The 17,698-nt window shown below is 40.0% G+C and carries 17 protein-coding genes; 15 read left to right on the forward strand and 2 right to left on the reverse strand.

Translation table 11 applies throughout. From position 1 onward, the window contains the following. Window positions 1–2: 2 nt before the first annotated feature. The 10 genes from SJPD1_RS13425 to SJPD1_RS13470 all read left to right on the forward strand — a co-directional run bounded on the left by SJPD1_RS13425 (window position 3) and on the right by SJPD1_RS13470 (window position 11,531). Window positions 3–3,068 carry a multidrug efflux RND transporter permease subunit gene (locus SJPD1_RS13425; RefSeq protein WP_096047595.1) on the forward strand — a complete coding sequence of 1,022 codons (3,066 nt, stop codon included), beginning with the start codon at window positions 3–5 and terminating at the stop codon, window positions 3,066–3,068. A gap of 14 nt (window positions 3,069–3,082) precedes the next feature. Next, window positions 3,083–4,486, forward strand: a complete 1,404-nt coding sequence (locus tag SJPD1_RS13430) for an efflux transporter outer membrane subunit (RefSeq protein WP_168171368.1) — start codon at window positions 3,083–3,085, stop codon at window positions 4,484–4,486. A 143-nt stretch (window positions 4,487–4,629) separates the two neighbouring features. Then, the gene (locus tag SJPD1_RS13435; RefSeq protein ID WP_167749763.1) at window positions 4,630–5,010 is read left to right on the forward strand and encodes a GtrA family protein; all 381 of its coding nucleotides are present in this window, start codon (window positions 4,630–4,632) and stop codon (window positions 5,008–5,010) included. Then, window positions 5,007–5,954: a glycosyltransferase family 2 protein gene (locus SJPD1_RS13440; protein WP_096047598.1), complete on the forward strand. Its 948-nt coding sequence runs from the start codon at window positions 5,007–5,009 to the stop codon at window positions 5,952–5,954. The genes SJPD1_RS13435 and SJPD1_RS13440 overlap by 4 nt, the downstream gene beginning before the upstream one ends. Next, window positions 5,938–6,843 (forward strand): carbohydrate deacetylase, encoded by a 906-nt coding sequence (locus SJPD1_RS13445; protein WP_096047599.1) that lies wholly within the window; start codon window positions 5,938–5,940, stop codon window positions 6,841–6,843. The genes SJPD1_RS13440 and SJPD1_RS13445 overlap by 17 nt, the downstream gene beginning before the upstream one ends. Next, window positions 6,827–8,287, forward strand: coding sequence for an ArnT family glycosyltransferase (locus SJPD1_RS13450; RefSeq protein ID WP_096047600.1), 1,461 nt, complete (start codon window positions 6,827–6,829; stop codon window positions 8,285–8,287). The genes SJPD1_RS13445 and SJPD1_RS13450 overlap by 17 nt, the downstream gene beginning before the upstream one ends. A gap of 37 nt (window positions 8,288–8,324) precedes the next feature. Next, window positions 8,325–8,900 carry an undecaprenyl-diphosphatase gene (locus SJPD1_RS13455; protein WP_096047601.1) on the forward strand — a complete coding sequence of 192 codons (576 nt, stop codon included), beginning with the start codon at window positions 8,325–8,327 and terminating at the stop codon, window positions 8,898–8,900. Between the two features lie 85 nt (window positions 8,901–8,985). Then, complete coding sequence (locus SJPD1_RS13460; protein ID WP_096047602.1) at window positions 8,986–9,474, forward strand: nucleoside 2-deoxyribosyltransferase; 489 nt, start codon at window positions 8,986–8,988, stop codon at window positions 9,472–9,474. Window positions 9,475–9,600: 126 nt separating this feature from the next. After that, window positions 9,601–11,097 (forward strand): aldehyde dehydrogenase family protein, encoded by a 1,497-nt coding sequence (locus SJPD1_RS13465; RefSeq protein WP_096047603.1) that lies wholly within the window; start codon window positions 9,601–9,603, stop codon window positions 11,095–11,097. Window positions 11,098–11,153: 56 nt separating this feature from the next. After that, on the forward strand, window positions 11,154–11,531 hold the full coding sequence (locus tag SJPD1_RS13470; RefSeq protein WP_096047604.1) for a DUF779 domain-containing protein: 378 nt from the start codon (window positions 11,154–11,156) through the stop codon (window positions 11,529–11,531). Window positions 11,532–11,550: 19 nt separating this feature from the next. Here SJPD1_RS13470 and SJPD1_RS13475 read toward each other — a convergent pair whose 3' ends face one another. After that, complete coding sequence (locus SJPD1_RS13475) at window positions 11,551–11,985, reverse strand: hypothetical protein (RefSeq protein WP_096047605.1); 435 nt, start codon at window positions 11,983–11,985, stop codon at window positions 11,551–11,553. Between the two features lie 150 nt (window positions 11,986–12,135). Between SJPD1_RS13475 and SJPD1_RS13480 the strand changes: the two genes are divergently transcribed. Together SJPD1_RS13480 and SJPD1_RS13485 are read left to right on the forward strand one after the other, a co-directional pair. Then, window positions 12,136–13,056 (forward strand): phosphoglycerate dehydrogenase, encoded by a 921-nt coding sequence (locus SJPD1_RS13480; protein WP_096047606.1) that lies wholly within the window; start codon window positions 12,136–12,138, stop codon window positions 13,054–13,056. Between the two features lie 63 nt (window positions 13,057–13,119). Beyond that, a complete protein-coding gene (locus SJPD1_RS13485) occupies window positions 13,120–14,379 on the forward strand; it encodes a hypothetical protein (RefSeq protein ID WP_096047607.1) in 1,260 nt (419 codons plus the stop codon). A gap of 3 nt (window positions 14,380–14,382) precedes the next feature. Here SJPD1_RS13485 and SJPD1_RS13490 read toward each other — a convergent pair whose 3' ends face one another. Continuing rightward, a complete protein-coding gene (locus SJPD1_RS13490) occupies window positions 14,383–14,604 on the reverse strand; it encodes an SHOCT domain-containing protein (protein ID WP_096047608.1) in 222 nt (73 codons plus the stop codon). A 123-nt stretch (window positions 14,605–14,727) separates the two neighbouring features. Here SJPD1_RS13490 and SJPD1_RS13495 point away from each other — a divergent pair, with 123 nt between their 5' ends. From SJPD1_RS13495 to SJPD1_RS14905, 3 genes are all read left to right on the forward strand, one after another. Beyond that, a complete protein-coding gene (locus SJPD1_RS13495) occupies window positions 14,728–14,997 on the forward strand; it encodes a metal-sensing transcriptional repressor (protein WP_096047609.1) in 270 nt (89 codons plus the stop codon). 8 nt (window positions 14,998–15,005) lie between these two features. Beyond that, window positions 15,006–15,863 (forward strand): nickel/cobalt efflux transporter, encoded by an 858-nt coding sequence (locus tag SJPD1_RS13500; RefSeq protein WP_096047610.1) that lies wholly within the window; start codon window positions 15,006–15,008, stop codon window positions 15,861–15,863. Window positions 15,864–16,048: 185 nt separating this feature from the next. Beyond that, window positions 16,049–17,683, forward strand: coding sequence for a methyl-accepting chemotaxis protein (locus tag SJPD1_RS14905; RefSeq protein WP_096047611.1), 1,635 nt, complete (start codon window positions 16,049–16,051; stop codon window positions 17,681–17,683). Window positions 17,684–17,698 lie beyond the last annotated feature (15 nt).

A 17,698-nucleotide genomic window follows, 5' to 3' on the forward strand; every position in this document is an offset into this window, starting at 1 on the left:
CCATGCATCTCAGCGCCCCTTTCATCGCAAGACATGTAGCGACAACACTGTTAACCATCGGTATTGTTTTAGCAGGCGCCCTTGCGTTTGGCTTGTTGCCCGTTTCTCCTTTACCACAAGTGGCTTTTCCAACGATTTCTGTCTCGGCCTCTTTACCAGGCGCAAGCCCTGAAACGATGGCAGCAACGGTTGCAACGCCTCTAGAGCGTAGTCTTGGGCGCATTGCTGGGGTAACGGAGATGACTTCATCCAGTTCGATGGGGTCTACTCGCGTCACCTTGCAATTTGATTTGGATCGCGACATTAACGGTGCGGCACGCGATGTTCAAGCGGCCATTAATGCCTCTTTATCGCTCTTACCCACAGGCATGCTCAGCAATCCAACGTACCGAAAAGTCAATCCTGCCGACGCTCCAATACTGATCCTCTCCATGACATCTGACACCCTGACACAAGCGCAAATGTATGACGCGGCTTCAACCATTTTAGCGCAAAAACTTTCACAGGTTGAGGGTATCGGACAAGTCATTGTCGGAGGTAGTTCTCTGCCTGCGGTAAGGGTTGAAGTCAATCCCACAAGCCTCAACCATTACGGCCTTAGTTTTGAAACACTGCGTACAAGTATCAACGCAACCAACGCCAATCGCCCCAAAGGCACGGTGGAGGATGCTGAACATCATTGGCAAATAGGGGCAAACGATCAAGCCAAAAAAGCCACAGATTATAGACCTCTTATCGTTTCGTATCACAATGGAGCACCCGTTTTACTCCAAGATGTTGCAACCGTGATCGATTCCAACCAAGATTTGCACAATGCAGGCTCTGCAAACGGTAAACCTTCGGTTCTACTCATCTTATTTCGCCAACCCGATGCCAATATTATCCAAACGGTCGATGCAGTCGTAGAGTCACTGCCATGGCTCTCCTCATCCATTCCTCAAGGAATCGACTTAAAAATTGCAATGGATAGAACGCCCACCATTCGCGCATCACTTCATGAAGTTGAGCGAACGCTTATTATTTCTCTGTTTCTGGTGATTGCCGTTGTCTTTTTATTTTTGCGTAACTGGCGCGCGGCGTTAATCCCCAGTGTTGCAGTACCTGCTTCGCTGATAGGAACATTTGCCATCATGTACTTGCTTGGTTACAGCCTTGATAACCTCTCCTTGATGGCCTTGACCATCGCCACAGGATTTGTCGTGGACGATGCTATCGTTGTTTTGGAAAACATCTCCAAAAAGATGGAACAAGGCTTGAGTGCTTTTGAAGCAGCACTTGCGGGGAGTAAAGAGGTTGGCTTTACCGTTTTATCGATGAGCTTATCGTTGATTGCAGTTTTCTTACCCATTTTACTGATGGGAGGCATTATAGGACGCTTGTTTAGAGAATTTGCGATCGTGCTCTCCATTGCCATTATTATTTCACTGATTATTTCGCTCACAACAACACCGATGATGTGCGCCTATTTACTCAAAGCTCCCGAAAAAAAACAAGGTCGGTTAGCGGAACTGAACGAAAGAGTGTTTACCAAAATTCTAAACGCATATGAACGCTCTTTGGCATGGGCGATTCGCCACTCAAAGTTGATGCTCGCCCTCTTTTTTACGACGATTGGCATCACCATTGCTTTATACATCATCATCCCTAAAGGGTTTTTCCCCCAACAAGATACGGGACGGATTATAGGGGGAATTCAAGCGGATCAATCTATCTCATTTCAAGCCATGTCTCAAAAACTAAATACGTTTGTCTCCATTGTCAAAGCCGATCCTGCCATTGAAAATGTCATTGCCTACACAGGAGGACAACAGGCCAATAGTGGACGAATGTTCATTAGTCTTAAGCCTTTATCCGAACGTAAAATTTCAGCCGATAAAGTTATTGCGAGACTCAGAGGTAAACTAGCCCATGTTCCAGGTGCTAATCTTTTTTTAGTCCCTGTACAAGATATCCGAATCGGCGGAAGGCAATCGAACGCGCAATACGAATACACCCTCCAATCGGATGACTTAAGCACTTTACGCGAATGGGAGCCCATCGTTCGTAAAACATTGATGCAACTTCCCCAAATTATCGATGTGAGCAGTGACCAAGAGATTAAAGGCTCCCAAACAAAACTGGTAATCAACCGTGATGCGGCCTCAAGACTGGGCATTAGTGCAAGTATGATTGATGCCGTTTTAAACGATTCTTTTGGACAACGCACAATCTCGACCATCTATAATCCTCTGAACCAATATCGTGTGGTGTTGGAGGTCGATCCCAAATTTTCGCAGTATCCTAACGCCTTAGATTCGGTCTATATCATTACCAGTGATGGCTCACAAGTACCCTTATCAGCTTTTAGTCATTATGAGCCTTCACTCACCTCTTTGGGGGTCAACCACCAAGGACAATTTGCCGCCGCAACACTCTCGTTCAATCTTCCCCTTGGCGTTTCGCTCTCTGAAGCCTCCGATGCAATCACTTCTGCGGTTGAAAAATTGAATTTACCCGTTTCAATTCACGGAAGTTTTCAAGGTAGCGCCAATGCCTTTAAAGCGTCCCTTCAGAGCCAACCGCTGTTAATCTTAGCTGCCATTTTAACGGTTTACATCGTACTGGGTATTTTGTATGAAAGCTATATTCACCCACTTACCATTCTTTCTACTCTGCCTTCTGCGGGCGTGGGTGCCCTGCTCGCCCTCATGGCCTTTCATACGGAATTTAATATCATCGCGCTTATAGGTGTCATTTTACTCATCGGTATCGTCAAAAAAAATGCCATTATGATGATCGACTTTGCCATTGCTGCGCAAAGAAATGAAGGACTATCCGCAAGTAATGCTATTCAAAAAGCGTGTAGTTTGCGTTTTAGACCTATTATGATGACGACGATGGCAGCACTTTTAGGCGCGATCCCTTTAGCCATAGGATTTGGAGATGGGGCAGAATTACGCCAAGGGCTTGGTATTTCTATTGTAGGAGGCTTGATTTTAAGCCAATTATTGACGTTATATACGACACCCGTCATTTATCTGTACGGTGAAAAAATTCGTTCGAAATTTTCCAAGACACCTCAACCATGAAAGGTTCATTGATTATGCGATACTCACTTTTATCCATACTGCTTATCACCAATACACTCTTTATAGGGTGTGCTCAGCAAAATACACCTTCTGTACCAACAGATGTTGCTATTCCACAAGCTTACCATGAAGAGGGAAATTGGAAAAAAGCAACGCCTAATGACAATGCAGTTCGAGGAGCGTGGTGGGAGATGTATCACGATGCAGAACTGAGTACTTTAATGGAAGAGTTATCGCACTTCAATCCATCCATTAGCAAGTACCAAGCCTTATACAAACAAGCTTTAGCGGTTATGGAGTCTTCACAAGCATCCCTATTCCCAACCTTGAGTGTTGGAGCAAACGTCACAAGATCTCAAACCTCTGCGGGGAGTAATTCAACGAACAAACAAAGACGCTCAACCGATTATAAACTCCCGCTTCAAGCATCATGGACACCTGATATTTGGGGAGATACGCATCGTTTAGTGGATGCCTATTCCCTCAGTGCAGAAGCGAGTTTAAACGATTTAGAAGCCGCAAAACTCTCCGCGCAGACACTGTTGGCACAAAATTATTTCCAGTTGCGAAACGTGGATGCACAAGAGGCATTTTTGCAACAAACCCTCGAAGCTTACGAGAAATCCCTTCAGATTACCCAAAATCAATACTATGCAGGAATCGTAACGAAAAAAGATGTCATCACAGCGCAAGCCCAGATAAAAAGTGTTGAAGCGCAAACAATTGATCTGCATGCGCAGAGGCAACAGTTAGAACATGCCATTGCCGCATTAATCGGCAAAACGCCTTCAGAATTTTCAATACACGCTAATCCAAAGCTGCCTATTGTTCTGCCCGATATTCCTTATTCTTTACCTTCGGAACTTTTGGAGCGACGACCCGATATCGCGGCTGCGGAACGTAGGATGAAACAAGCCAATCTTCAAGTCGGTATCGCGCAAGATGCATGGTTTCCAACTTTTAATCTGACCGCTTCAAGTGGTTATGAAAGTAACGTACTTTCTTCGTTGATTTCCAAACCAAACCTTATCTGGGCAATCGGTGGAGCACTGTCTCAAACTGTTTTTGATGGAGGTGCGCGTGAGGCAACTTTGAAGCAAATGCAAGGTGCTTATGAAGCCAATATTGCGACGTATCGACAAAGTATCTTAACCGCTTTTCAACAGGTTGAAGATGCCCTTGCCACCCTTGAAACACTTTCAAGAGAAGTGAAAGTACAACATGAAGCCGTTGACTTGGCGCAGCAAGTATTTGACTTCAATATATATCAGTATCGACAAGGTATTGTGAACTATACGAGTGTTGTCGTGGCGCAAACATCGCTTTTAAGCAACCAAATTACCGTTCTTAACCTTCAAAATAGACAAGTTCTGGCGACCATCTCATTGATCTCTGCCTTAGGAGGTAATTTTCAATAATAGTCATTAAAAAGTGTTCATTTTGAATTCATCTAAATCTTCTACTATATCATCAAAGATTCTTGTTAAAAAGAACGTGACAATAACTCATTAACGTTTATGTTAAGATCAATTTTTTGAGCATGATTTTTGGGGAGTATGATGTGAATTGGAATCAACTAAAACGTTTTGTTATGAGTGGTGGTGGAGCGACACTCCTTCATCTTTCCAGCATGACTTTGTTAGTCTGGTTAGGTGCCAATGCCATTTTTGCAACTGCTTTTGGAATGGTATTAGGGGCTGTGGTTAACTACATTTTCCAATACTATTATACGTTTGATTCCAATACGCAACACCACACATCGATTTTCAAATACTGCATGAGCGTCGCCCTATCGTTTGCAAGCAATATGCTTCTTTTTACACTCTTCTATACGCTCTTGCATTTCAATGCGTTTGTATCGCAGTTCCTGACATCCGCACTCGTGGCAATACAAAATTATTGCATTTATAAAAAATTTGTTTTTCTAAGGAATGTACAATGAACCTTCCTTTAGTCAGCATTGTGATTTCTTTATACAATGAAGAGGGTAATCTTGTGAAATTATTTGAAGAACTTTTCAAAGTAGAAATCGCTCTTCAAGAAGTGGCTACTTTTGAATACATGTGTGTCAACGATGGCAGTACCGATGCAACACTTCAAACGCTTGAAACACTAACCAAAACCTATCCCAATATCCAAATTTATAACTTGTATCGAAACTTTGGACATGAAGTTGCAATGAGCGCTGGTATGGATAATGCGCGAGGAGATTGTGTTATTTTTATGGATGGTGATTTACAACATCCTCCTTATTTAGTGGAGGAGATGGTACATTCGTGGCTCAATGGTCATCAAGTCATCTTAACCAAGAAAATAAGCAATGATGCCGAAAAATCTTACATGTATACCTATTTATCAAAAATATTTTATTGGATACTTGACAAGCTTTCTGATATTAAAGTCCCAAAAAATTATCCAGATTTTAGACTACTCAGTCGTAAACATATTGATACGCTCAAAACTATGAATGAAAATGATAGAATGTTTAGAGGGTTACTCAATTATATTGGGTATGCAAACTGTAAAGTTCTCGAATTTGAGGTTCCTAAACGTTTTTCAGGACACACCAAATACAATTTTAAAAAATCGTTTGGACTAGCGATTGATAGTATCATGCAATTTTCCATTAAGCCATTGCGTTTTGCCATCTATATCGGCGTACTGACCGCTTTTATCTCAACAATGTTAGGTGCATATACTTTTTTTGATTATATGTTATTTGATGTGAAACGCACAGGCTATGCCACAACGCTGATTGTGACTATTTTTATGAATTCAATTCAACTTGTTGTGTTAGGCATTATTGGCGAGTACATTGGAAAAATTCATCTTGAAGTGAAAAAACGACCCCTTTATTTTGGAGAATTAGTTGAACATCATCATTAATGCCGACGATTTTGCCAATTCTATGGCGATGAGTGAAACAATCTGTCGTTGTTTTGATGAAGGCATGCTCACATCAACCAGCATGATGATCAATACCCCTTATGTCGAAGATGCATTCGAAAAAATACGTCAAAGACCCTCTTTAAGAGTCTCTTTGCATCTAAATATTGCTGAGGGAAAACCGCTTGCAGATACCAAAGAAATAGCCTATTTGGTGGATGAAAAAGGATTTTTTTGCAAACGCTATGAAACGATACTCACACATTACTATTTTGGCAATGTGATGCAAAAAAAAATCATCAAATCAGCGATCAAAGCTGAATATGCCGCTCAAATTACACGCTATGCAACATTACTAGGAACTGAGACGATTCATCTTGACTCCCATCAGCACTATCATACAATACCCTTTATCAGCGATATACTGATCGAATTATTGCAAGAATTACCCTACCAAATAACATATGTTCGTGTGCCGAAAGAGCCTTTTTTTCTTGAACTTTCTTCTTTTCGCGATCTAAAAAATTATTGCGGTCTTAATATCATTAAACATTTTTTGCTCAACCTGTTTTCACATCAGCTAGCACGAAAACTTCAAGCACATCACATTACATGTAATACCTCTTTTATTGGTGTTCTATTTACGGGAAACATGACCCTTGCTTCCATTCAAAAAGCATTGCAAAAATGTCATCAAGAGGATTTGATTGAGATTTTACTGCATCCTGGATTTTTAGCAGAGGCTGAAGCCACAAAATGGTCAGAATCACCCTTTAAAACCTTTTATACCCATCCTCATCGAAAAGAAGAGATGGAAATTTTACTAAGCCCTATATTTAAAACATTCATACAAAGCATCACAGGGAATCATTATGCAAAACACATTTAAAAACCTCATTCTGGCATTATTCTCTCTTGTAGGTGCTCGCCTTATTGTGATGTATTATTTTCCTTTAACAGACAGTACCGAAGCACGTTATGCCAATACCGCCCTGATGATGGCAAAGCTCAACGATTGGATTAGCCCTTATTATGATTATGGTGTCCCTTTTTGGGGAAAGCCGCCCTTGTCTTTTTGGGCAGAAGCACTCTCCTATAAGTTTTTAGGCATCAGCGATTTTACGCCACGCTTGCCTTCCTTGTTCATAAGTTTAGCAACCGCTTGGCTGATGTATCACTTTGTCAAAACATTAACAAACACAAAAAGTGCCTTATGGTCTGTTGTCATCTATTTTGGTATGCTCCTTTCATTTCAACTGAGTGGCGCTGTATTGACAGACCCTTTTTTAGCATTTAGTACCACCTTGTCCTTGGTCGCTTTTATGCTGTTTACCCTCAAAGGAAAGCGTTCATGGGGATATCTTTTTTTTATTGGGTTAGGATTGGGACTTCTTGCCAAAGGACCTTTGGCTTTGGTCATTATAGGAGGAATTCTTTTTTTATGGATGCTCCCTTCCATTAAAACACGTTTTGCACAGCTAGGGCAACTTCCTTGGATAAAAGGTACGCTTTTAATGGTGTGCATTAGCCTTCCTTGGTATATTCTTGCAGAAATGAAGACACCTGGATTTTTGAATTATTTTATCATTGGAGAGCATTTTGGTCGCTTTTTAGATGCTGGATGGCATGGCGATAAATACGGCTATGTTCACAAAAATCCACACGGTGCTATTTGGTTGATGTGGTTGGCGGCATCTTTACCATGGGGGTTGAGTGCTTTCTTTTTTGGCTATCAAAGTCTTCATCAGCACACTCAAAAAGAGGTGTTTTTTAAGCTCTTTAAAGATCCAATTTTGTGTTTACTGATCATTTGGGCGCTCTTTTTAGTCCTGTTTTTTACATTGGCAAGTAATGTCATTTGGACATACGTATTGCCATCACTCCCTGCTTTTGCCATTCTTCTAGCCCTACTGTTAAATCAAAATGAAGGCAGTTTGATTCAAAAATATCCTAAAGTGATCGCTGTTAACATCTATCTTGTACCCGTTGTATCATTGATTGGGTTGGTGATTGTCGCGTGGTTTCCAAACCTTGTGATGAGCGAAAAATATCTTATTGCTTCTTACCGCCATCACGCTTCTTCACAAGAGCCTATTTACTTTTTAGAAAAGAAATCTTTTTCCTCCATGTATTACATGAATGAACCGATCCAAACAACTTCTCTTGAAGCATTTAATGATCTCAATCTCTCCAATGAATCGCATTATTTTGTCGTTATGAACAAAGGAGATGAAAAGCATATTACCCAACCAATAGACTTGCATAAAGTTTACAGTAGTAAGAGCTATGTTCTCTATGAAGTAAAAAATACTTTTTTGAATATAGAAAAATAAAAACTTGAAATAATGAAAATATGAAGAAAAGTGAGCGATGATGATTTTAAATATAGAAGAATTAAATTTAACATGGTTTCAGAGTATCAATGCTTCGGCTAATGCTCCAGAATTAGTTGTGAATAGTGCAAAATTTTTTGCGGAATATGTACTTTATGCGCTTCCTCTTTTTTTTATATTTCTTTGGTTTTTTGGCACTAAAGCTCAAAAAGAGATTGTTCTTAAATCACTCTTGGTCATCTTCATTTCACTGTGTATTGGGCAGCTCATTATCATGTTCTTTCCGCATCCACGACCTTTTATGATGGGGGTTGGAAGAACATTGATTGTCCATGCGCCAAACGCTTCATTCCCCAGTCATCATATGATATTTTTTAGTGCTGTATTTATCAGTCATTTTTTGGCAAAAAACTATAAAATTAGCCTGATTTTTTTTATTTTAACGCTTCTTGTCGCTTGGTCTAGGATTTATTTGGGTGTTCATTTCCCCTTCGATATGATCGGAGCATTTTGTATAGTGATGTGTGTTGCACTGTTGCTTGAGCTTTTTTGGAAACGAATCAGAGATGTCATCATGAACTTTTTAATGAGATACAAATGCACCCAGAAGTAATATGAAAGTGTACAGTAAATACTGCGCCTTCATAACATGTTACAATTCAAGATAATTGACCCTTTTGACTTTAAAGGAAATTCTGATGCAAAAAATTTATCTTGCAGGTCCTGAAGTTTTTTTACCCAATGCTACTGAAGTTGGCAAAGCACATAAGCACCTGTGTCAGCAGTATGGTTATGAAGGACTTTTCCCACTTGATAACACTATTTCAGGAAATACTCCCAAGAAGATAGCAGAAGCAATTCGTCAGGCCAATGAAGCAATGATACGTACATGTGACATCGTTATTGCCAATTTCTCCCCATTCAGAGGGCCAGAACCAGACAGTGGCACGGTTTGGGAAGTAGGTTTTGCGCAAGGACTAGGTAAAAAAGTTATAGCCTATTCTACAGACCTTCGCACCCATAAAGAAAAAACTCAATCCATTCTCAACTTAGGAAATGCAAACTATGATGCTTTGGGTATGGCAATTGAAGATTTTGGACTGACGCACAATCTCATGTTTTCACCTATCGTCATTGCAAATAGCTTTGAAGCTTCTCTTCAATACCTTGCACAAAATGGCTTATAAATATTTAATCCAATCTAAAAAAAATAGTTAGTTGTCGCTTTGTCTTTGTTGTTAAAGCTAGCTGGTATAGAGTAACTAAAGAGATAATTATTATCTTTTAACTCTATTATTAAGGAAGGTGCAAAAATGGCATATTCAAGACCTACATACAAACCTCGTTATGAGAACTTTATCGGCGGCGAGTGGGTTGCTCCACTTAGCGGTGAATATTTCGACAATCTTTCCCCTGTTGATGGTGAATTTCTAACTAAAATCCCTCGTTCATCTGAAGCGGATGTTGATGCAGCAGTGGCTGCTGGTGTTAAAGCATTTGAAACGTATAAACATACCTCCGTTATTGAACGAAGCACATTACTTAACAAAATTGCTGACGCTATCGAAGCCAATTTAGAGGCTCTTGCTGTTGCAGAAACACTCGACAATGGTAAAGCGATTCGCGAAACTTTGAATGCAGATGTTCCTTTGGTTATAGATCACTTTAGATATTTTGCTTCTGTTATTCGAGCAGAATCAGGTACAGTTTCAGATTTGGATGAAAACACAATTTCTCAAGAGATCCATGAACCACTCGGTGTTGTCGCACAAATCATTCCATGGAACTTTCCACTCTTAATGGCGGCATGGAAAATCGCTCCTGCCATTGCTGCTGGTAACTGCGTTGTTTTAAAACCAGCGAGTGCAACACCAATGTCAATTTTAATTTTGATGGAAACTATTCAAAATATATTGCCAAAAGGCGTTGTGAATATTATTAACGGTGCAGGTGGCAAGATTGGTAAACACCTCTCAACACACCCTGACATTAAAAAAGTAGGCTTTACCGGTGAAACCACCACAGGTCAGCTTATTATGCAATACGCTACTGAAAACATCATCCCTTCTACCTTGGAACTCGGTGGTAAATCACCTAACGTTTTCTTTGAATCTATCATGGCAAAAGATGATGAATTTTTTGACAAAGCGATCGAAGGACTTGTGTTATTCGCCTTTAATAGCGGTGAAGTCTGCACATGCCCATCACGCGCACTCATTCAAGAGTCTATCTATGAGCCATTTATGAAACGTGTTTTAGAACGTGTCAAAGCGATCACACAAGAAAATCCTCTTGATCCAACCACGAAAATGGGAGCACAAGCTTCAGTCAATCAAAAAGAGAAAATCTTAGAATATATTAAAATCGGTAAAGCAGAAGGGGCTGAGTGCCTTATTGGTGGAGGTGAGTACAAAAATAAAACTTTCCCAAAAGGAAATTACATCCAACCAACCATCTTCAAAGGTCACAACAAAATGCGTATCTTCCAAGAAGAGATTTTTGGACCAGTATTATGTGTCACAACCTTTAAAGATGAAGCCGAAGCACTTGCCATCGCCAATGACACCATTTATGGCTTAGGCTCAGGTGTTTGGTCAAGAGACGCGCATCAACTTCATAGCATGTCACGTGGCATTGAAGCGGGACGTGTATGGGTCAACTGCTACCATCTCTACCCATCTCATGCCTCTTTTGGTGGGTATAAAAAATCAGGTATCGGCCGTGAAACACACATGATGATGCTTAACGCTTATAGACACACCAAAAACATCTTGACATCATTCAATAAAAATAAACTTGGATTTTTCTAGGCGACACTAATGCATGGGCATCAAAGCCCATGCACCTCTCTTTGAAAGGAGCTCAAATGACAATCCATCGTCTTACTGCAACCTCTGAAGCTCTTAAAGTTATCGAAATGCTTAAAAATGAATATGGTGAACTTGTTTTCAACCAAAGTGGTGGCTGTTGTGATGGTACAGCACCGATGTGTTATGAAAAAAAAGATTTTCATGTCCCTTCGCGCAATATCAAAATGGGCGAAGTCGGAGGATGTGAGTTTTTCATCGATAAAGACCAATTTGAATACTTTCGTTATTCTCAAATTGTCTTAGATGTGAAAGAAGAAAAAGCTGCTTTTGGAAACTCTTTTTCATTGGAAATTGATGAAGGGTATCAGTTTATTACACGTTCGCGTATTTTTAGTGATGAAGAAAATAGACTTTTAGCCGAACAAGAGAAGTGAAATTCACTTCTCTTACATATTAGAGTTTATCTTTAAAGTCAATAGCCGTAACATTGAGATTATTAAGCGTAATGATGGTGAGTTGATCCTCTTTTTTGGGAAAATACGCCACATCTTTTTCATTTTCTAACAGTCCAATCGCATAAGGATATTTCTTAAATTTTGGTAGCATAAACATACTCATCACCATACTAGGAACCGCTGTTGCATCCATCAAATAAAGCGCACTGTTCTCACTTAAATAGTTTGGATTTGCTTCCAAAAAAGCCTTGAGCACATCCCCTTGAGCTTTGGTATAGGCGATGATAATCTGTTTGGTTTGAGGTGTAATGTCCACCGTTTTTTCAAACTGGTCTTTCATAACAGGCGCTTGTATTGTCGTACCTTCTTTAAGCGTATCGGCAAAGAGTCCAAACGGTAGAAGAAGCATTACTGCAAAAAAAAGTTGTTTCATAGAGTTCCTTTATTGATAATAATTATCTGATTGTATCTTTTCAAAGTAAATAGCAAATTAACAAAAATTGATCAATTTTCTTTGTAAAGTTTTCAAAAAGCATGCTATACTCTTTTATCCTAGATTCTTTACATGTAAAAGGAAAATTTCATGAAAATCGCTGTTATTACACCCCTTTTTTCGCGTTCTCCCGAGTTGATGAACGAACTGACATTTCATTTTCCAGATACCAAACACAATGCCAATAATACGCTGAAAACCAAAGAAGACATCATCACTTTTTTGCAAGATATGGATGGTGCTATTGTTGGGCGTGAAGAGATAGACGATGAGATCTTAAGCGCCTGTCCAAAACTCAAAATTCTCTCTCGCTATGGTGTAGGACTGGATAATTTAGACCTGGAGGCGATGAAAAAAAGAGGTGTCAAACTCGGTTGGAGTGGCGGAACCAATAGCAATTCGGTTGCCGAAGTCACACTAAGCCTTATGCTCTCGCTCATTCGAAACTTACACATTGCTACAACACTTCTTAAACAACATGTTTGGAAAGTGAACGGCGGAAGTGAACTCACCGGAAAAACCATTGGTCTTTTTGGCTTTGGCAACATTGCAAAGCGTGTGGTAGAGCTTTTAGCTCCTTTTCACTGTACCATTTTAGTTTATAATCGTACACAAGATGAAACAGAAGCTAAAAAATATGGCATCACCTTTGCCAGTAAAGAGCGCATCTTAGAAGAAGCGGACATCATCTCGATTCATCTTCCACTGACATCAGAGAGTAAAAATCTCTTCTCAACCGCCGAGTTTAAAACGATGAAAAAGAGTGCGTTTATTATCAACACCGCACGTGGCGGTATTATCGATGAAGAGGCGCTTAAAGTGGCACTCAAAAGCGGTGAAATTGCAGGCGCTGGACTGGAAGCTTTTTTGGTTGAACCAATACAAGATTGGGAACTGATCGATCTACCGAACCTTGTCTGTACTCCCCATCTTGGTGGTAACTCAAAAGAGAGTATCTTGGCGATGGGATATAGCTGTATTGAGCATCTTAAAGCTCATTTTACACATTAAGTGTCACCAAAATTTTATTATTTTCAGGTACAATAAAACCGATTTTACACTGATAGGGAAGTTATGGAAGAGTCATCATTTAGTCTCGTTGAAAAAACCATTGAGAAATTTTTTGAAAATTTTGAGCCAAAAGAGTATTTATATCTGGATGTGTTATACCGTTTTGAAGAAGAAAATATTGAAGAGGTTCTTACCAATGCGCGCAGTTGTAAACTACCTAAAAAATACCATTCATACAAAGACCTTTTACAGGAACAAATCGCTAAAAAACTCTCTTTAACGAACAATGATCTCTTTTTATATACAGAAAATGTGATTTACGTCAAACGATTTTTTCAAGTAGAAACGCCTGCGGATGGACCCGATAGAAGGGCATGTGGTATTCCTCCTGAAATGTTGCAAGAGTATAAAAAACGTTTTTTCCCAAATGATGAGTACAAAGCACGAATGTTGGAACTTCTCACTTTTGCACTTGATAGCACACTGAATATTAAAAAAATAAACCCATCCGAATTTCGCGCTCTTTTTATCCCTGTCTTTGTGAACATCTCCGACATTGTTGTAATCGAGTCCAGTGAACTTGAAGATTTGCGGGAAATTCGGGGACTAAGCTACTTTTTACTGCGCGAGATGTTTGAAAAAATGATGCTCAGCATCGCTGAAATTATTTTATTTCACTTTTCAAATCAAGAGAAAAAAGCCATTGAATTTCTCAGTCACTATGGCATTCATGAGACCATTGATGCCAAAGGCAATCATTACAAACCAAACCCTATTTTAGATGAAAGCAATCGCGCATGGAATATGACAACCATTCGCTCGACGATGATTCAACATAAAAAATCCAAACAAACACTTTACGATAAACGAAACGATATTATCGCCATTAAAAAGAAACTCAACACATACCGAAATGAACATAAAGAACTTACAAAACATCTCTACAAAGAACATAAAGAGTATGAGAAAGTAGAAGAGAAATTAGATCATATCCATCAAACACTTGATAGACTCGAATATACCGATGCTAAAGAGGTAAAATTTTTAGAAAATGGCGAAGAAAAGCTCTATGAGCGCAAACCCTTGATCACCCATCTTTTCAAGAGCGAAGATTTACTGCTAAACCAAAAAGCTCAGCTTCATAAATCAACCAAAGAGCTAGAGCTTACCCTTTCAAATAAACAAAAAGAAATTTACGTGTGGGAAAAGAAACTGGCGGAAAGCGAAAGTGCCCTTAAAAATCTTGAATCTCACGGACACCCCATTGACTCACAGTATGAGAGAATTCAGCGGGCATTGGCTAAAACTCTCTCACAGAGGTAATACTTAAGCGTTGAGCTTCTCTTTGATCTTTTCAAAAGCCTCTTCGTCGATCTCTCCGCGTGCAAAACGCTTACGGGCGATCTCTAACGCTTCATCTTCCTTCTCGCGATGATGGCAAGACGATCTACCACCTCGCATCACCATAAAAAACACTAAAAGCATAATGGGAAATACAATCATCCACGGCATAAAAAACCCGTGCCCCATCCATTCATATCCATACATGGTGACTCCTTTGAATCAAGTTATCGTATTGTAATCTTTTTGTGTGAACAACATGTTAACTCTTTCAATTTTTTCACAGAGTTATTAAACTATAATATCCTACCCCATAGGATAGGATACATCATGTCGCAACATCTTTCACACGAAGATATACTCAAACGCCTTAAAAGAGCTGATGGACATCTCAAAAGTATTATGACTATGATCGAAAAAGAGCGTAATTGCTCTGAAATAGCTCAACAACTCTATGCTGTAGAAAAAGCTATCTCCAATGCTAAAAAATTACTCATACACGACCACATCGACCATTGCCTCGATAGTGCAGCAAAAGATGGCTCACTCAGTTCGGATGAAGTGATTCAAGAATTTAAACAAATTACAAAATACTTATAAGGTAACAAATGACAGACATCGCTTCAATCATTCAAAGCAGTTCAGGTAACGCGTGGCTTTTTCTTCCCAGTGCAATTTTGCTTGGCGCACTCCATGGACTAGAGCCAGGGCACTCTAAAACAATGATGGCGGCATTTATCATTGCCATTAAAGGTACGGTTAAACAGTCCATTATGCTTGGTATTGCTGCGACACTTTCACATACTGCAGTGGTTTGGGCTATCGCACTTTTGGGTATGCATTTTGGTGCGCGTTTTGCAACCGAAGCTGTGGAACCGTACCTTGAAATTGTTTCGGGCTGTCTCATGGTAGGCATTGCACTCTGGACACTTTGGCAAACACGCAAAAATGAACGTGCCTGCTTCACAACACATGAACATGACGACGACCATCATCATTCGCATGAGCATGGTCATGACCACGATGAGCACCATCATCACGAGCACCACCACAGCACAGAAGAGATCATCTTTGAAGAACTTGGAAGTTGCAGTGATCCCCATGAACTCGCACACGCCAAAGATATTAAAAAGCGCTTTTCAAACAAAGAGGTTACCAACGGACAGATTTTGCTTTTTGGACTAACGGGCGGACTTATCCCCTGCCCTGCGTCGATCACGGTGCTTCTCATCTGCCTACAACTCAAACAGTTTACACTCGGTGTTGCGCTTGTGTTAGCCTTTAGCATTGGTCTTGCACTTACGTTGGTAACATCAGGTGTCATCGCCGCGTTGAGTATGCGCCATCTCTCAAAAAGATGGAATGGCTTTGGGGAATTTGCCAAAAAAGCGCCTTATTTCTCAGGCGGCCTTATTTTGCTTGTGGGCTTGTATATTGGGTATCAAGGCTTGCATCATTTTTTCTAAGTGATCTTTACATGTAAAGTATTTCATGTCGAGTCATTTACTTGATTAATAAATAGGCAAATAGCGTTTTTATTCACATCAAAATATTTCAAAATTGATTATTTATTAATCAGCCAAGGGTGACCTAGCATTTATTTCTCCTGTAAAATACGGCGTAGCATTTGAAATTTTACAAAGGATCTTTAATGTTTAAGTCCATCACCATAAAACTGCGGCTTTGGGGTATTGCGATTGTCTTTATCTCAGGCTCATTTTTATTTGCATTTTTTGCCTATACAACCATTCATGAAGTTAAAATCAATGGTAAACTTTACAATGAAATTATCCTCGCCAAAGATTTGGTTGCTGACATTTTACCGCCACCTGAATATATTATTGAAACGCGTCTGGTTAGCTTAGAGATGTTACGCACCGAGAACAGCGCTGAACTTGCCACTTTTATCGCAAAAATCAAAACATTAAAGCAAGAATACGAAGAAAGACATGCCTTTTGGGTCAAAAACCTTCACCATGAGAAAATAAAACCGCTAATGGTCGAAAAAGCGTATGCTCCAGCGATGCACTATTTCACACTTTTGGAGACAGAGTTTATCCCTGCTGTGCAAGCAGGAGACTTCAAACAAGCATCTCTCTTAGCCTCTGGAAAACTGAAAGATGCCTATGTAGAACATCGAAATATTGTTGATCAAATTGTTGTGTTAGCCAATGAATATGCCAGTGCCAATGAGACCAATGCCAGTGATCTTTTGCGCAATGAAAGTATCATGCTTAGTTTTATATTCGCGTTTATCTTTCTTGCGACCATTACTTTAATTTATCTCTCCATTAAAGTTATTTTGCACCGTATTAAAGCCATTTCCTTCTTAGCTCAAGAGTTCCAACAAGGCAACCTTCTTTACCAAGTGACCTTAGATGGAAACGATGAAATTTCAAATGCTACCGACAACTTTAACCATTCCATTGCCAAAATGCAGAGCATTATGCACAATGTCAAAGAGGCTTCTGAAAAAAATGCCCTCACGGCTGCAGAGCTGAGTCAAACGTCCCGTACGATTGGCATGCATATTGAAGATAATGCCAAAGAGATCAATCTCAATCAAGTAGAATTACTCAAACTTGAAGAGGTCATAGAAGCAACAACAGAGCAATCTGTCATGATGGTTCAAGAGATTGATAATGCGAACACCATGTTGCAAGAAGCAAAAACTAAAATCAGTCGCATGGAAGCGGACATCCAACAAAGTTCAGAATCCGAAAATGCCCTAGCCGGCGACTTAGAGAGGCTTTCACAGGAGACAGAACAAGTACAATCCATCCTAACCATGATTAGCGATATTGCCGATCAAACCAATCTTTTAGCGCTCAATGCCGCCATCGAAGCGGCGCGTGCGGGTGAACATGGGCGTGGATTTGCCGTGGTAGCCGATGAAGTACGAAAACTCGCAGAACGAACCCAAAAAAGCTTACTGGAAATCAACGCGACCATTCAGGTCATCGTCCAGTCAATCAATAGTGTCAGCGAAAAGATGAGCGTCAATGCTCGTTTTATTCAAGAGAGCTCAGAATCTTCTAAAACTGTTCAAAAGGTCATTACCTTAACAGTCGATACGATGTCAAAAGCGAAAGCGAAAGTCGAAGTCACTGCCAATAATTCTACACAGATCAAACTTGGCATCCACAATATCTTAGCACTCTTTGAAAAGATCAATACTTCTGCTGCCTCAAATGTTGTAAGCATCGAACAAATCGCTGCAACTTCGCATGATCTTGATGCCATGAGTGAAGCACTCAACGCTCAACTCAAACAGTTTAAAGCATAAGAAAATGAAACGGAG

Source organism: Sulfurospirillum diekertiae, assembly GCF_002309535.1.
Classification (GTDB): Bacteria; Campylobacterota; Campylobacteria; order Campylobacterales; family Sulfurospirillaceae; genus Sulfurospirillum; species Sulfurospirillum diekertiae.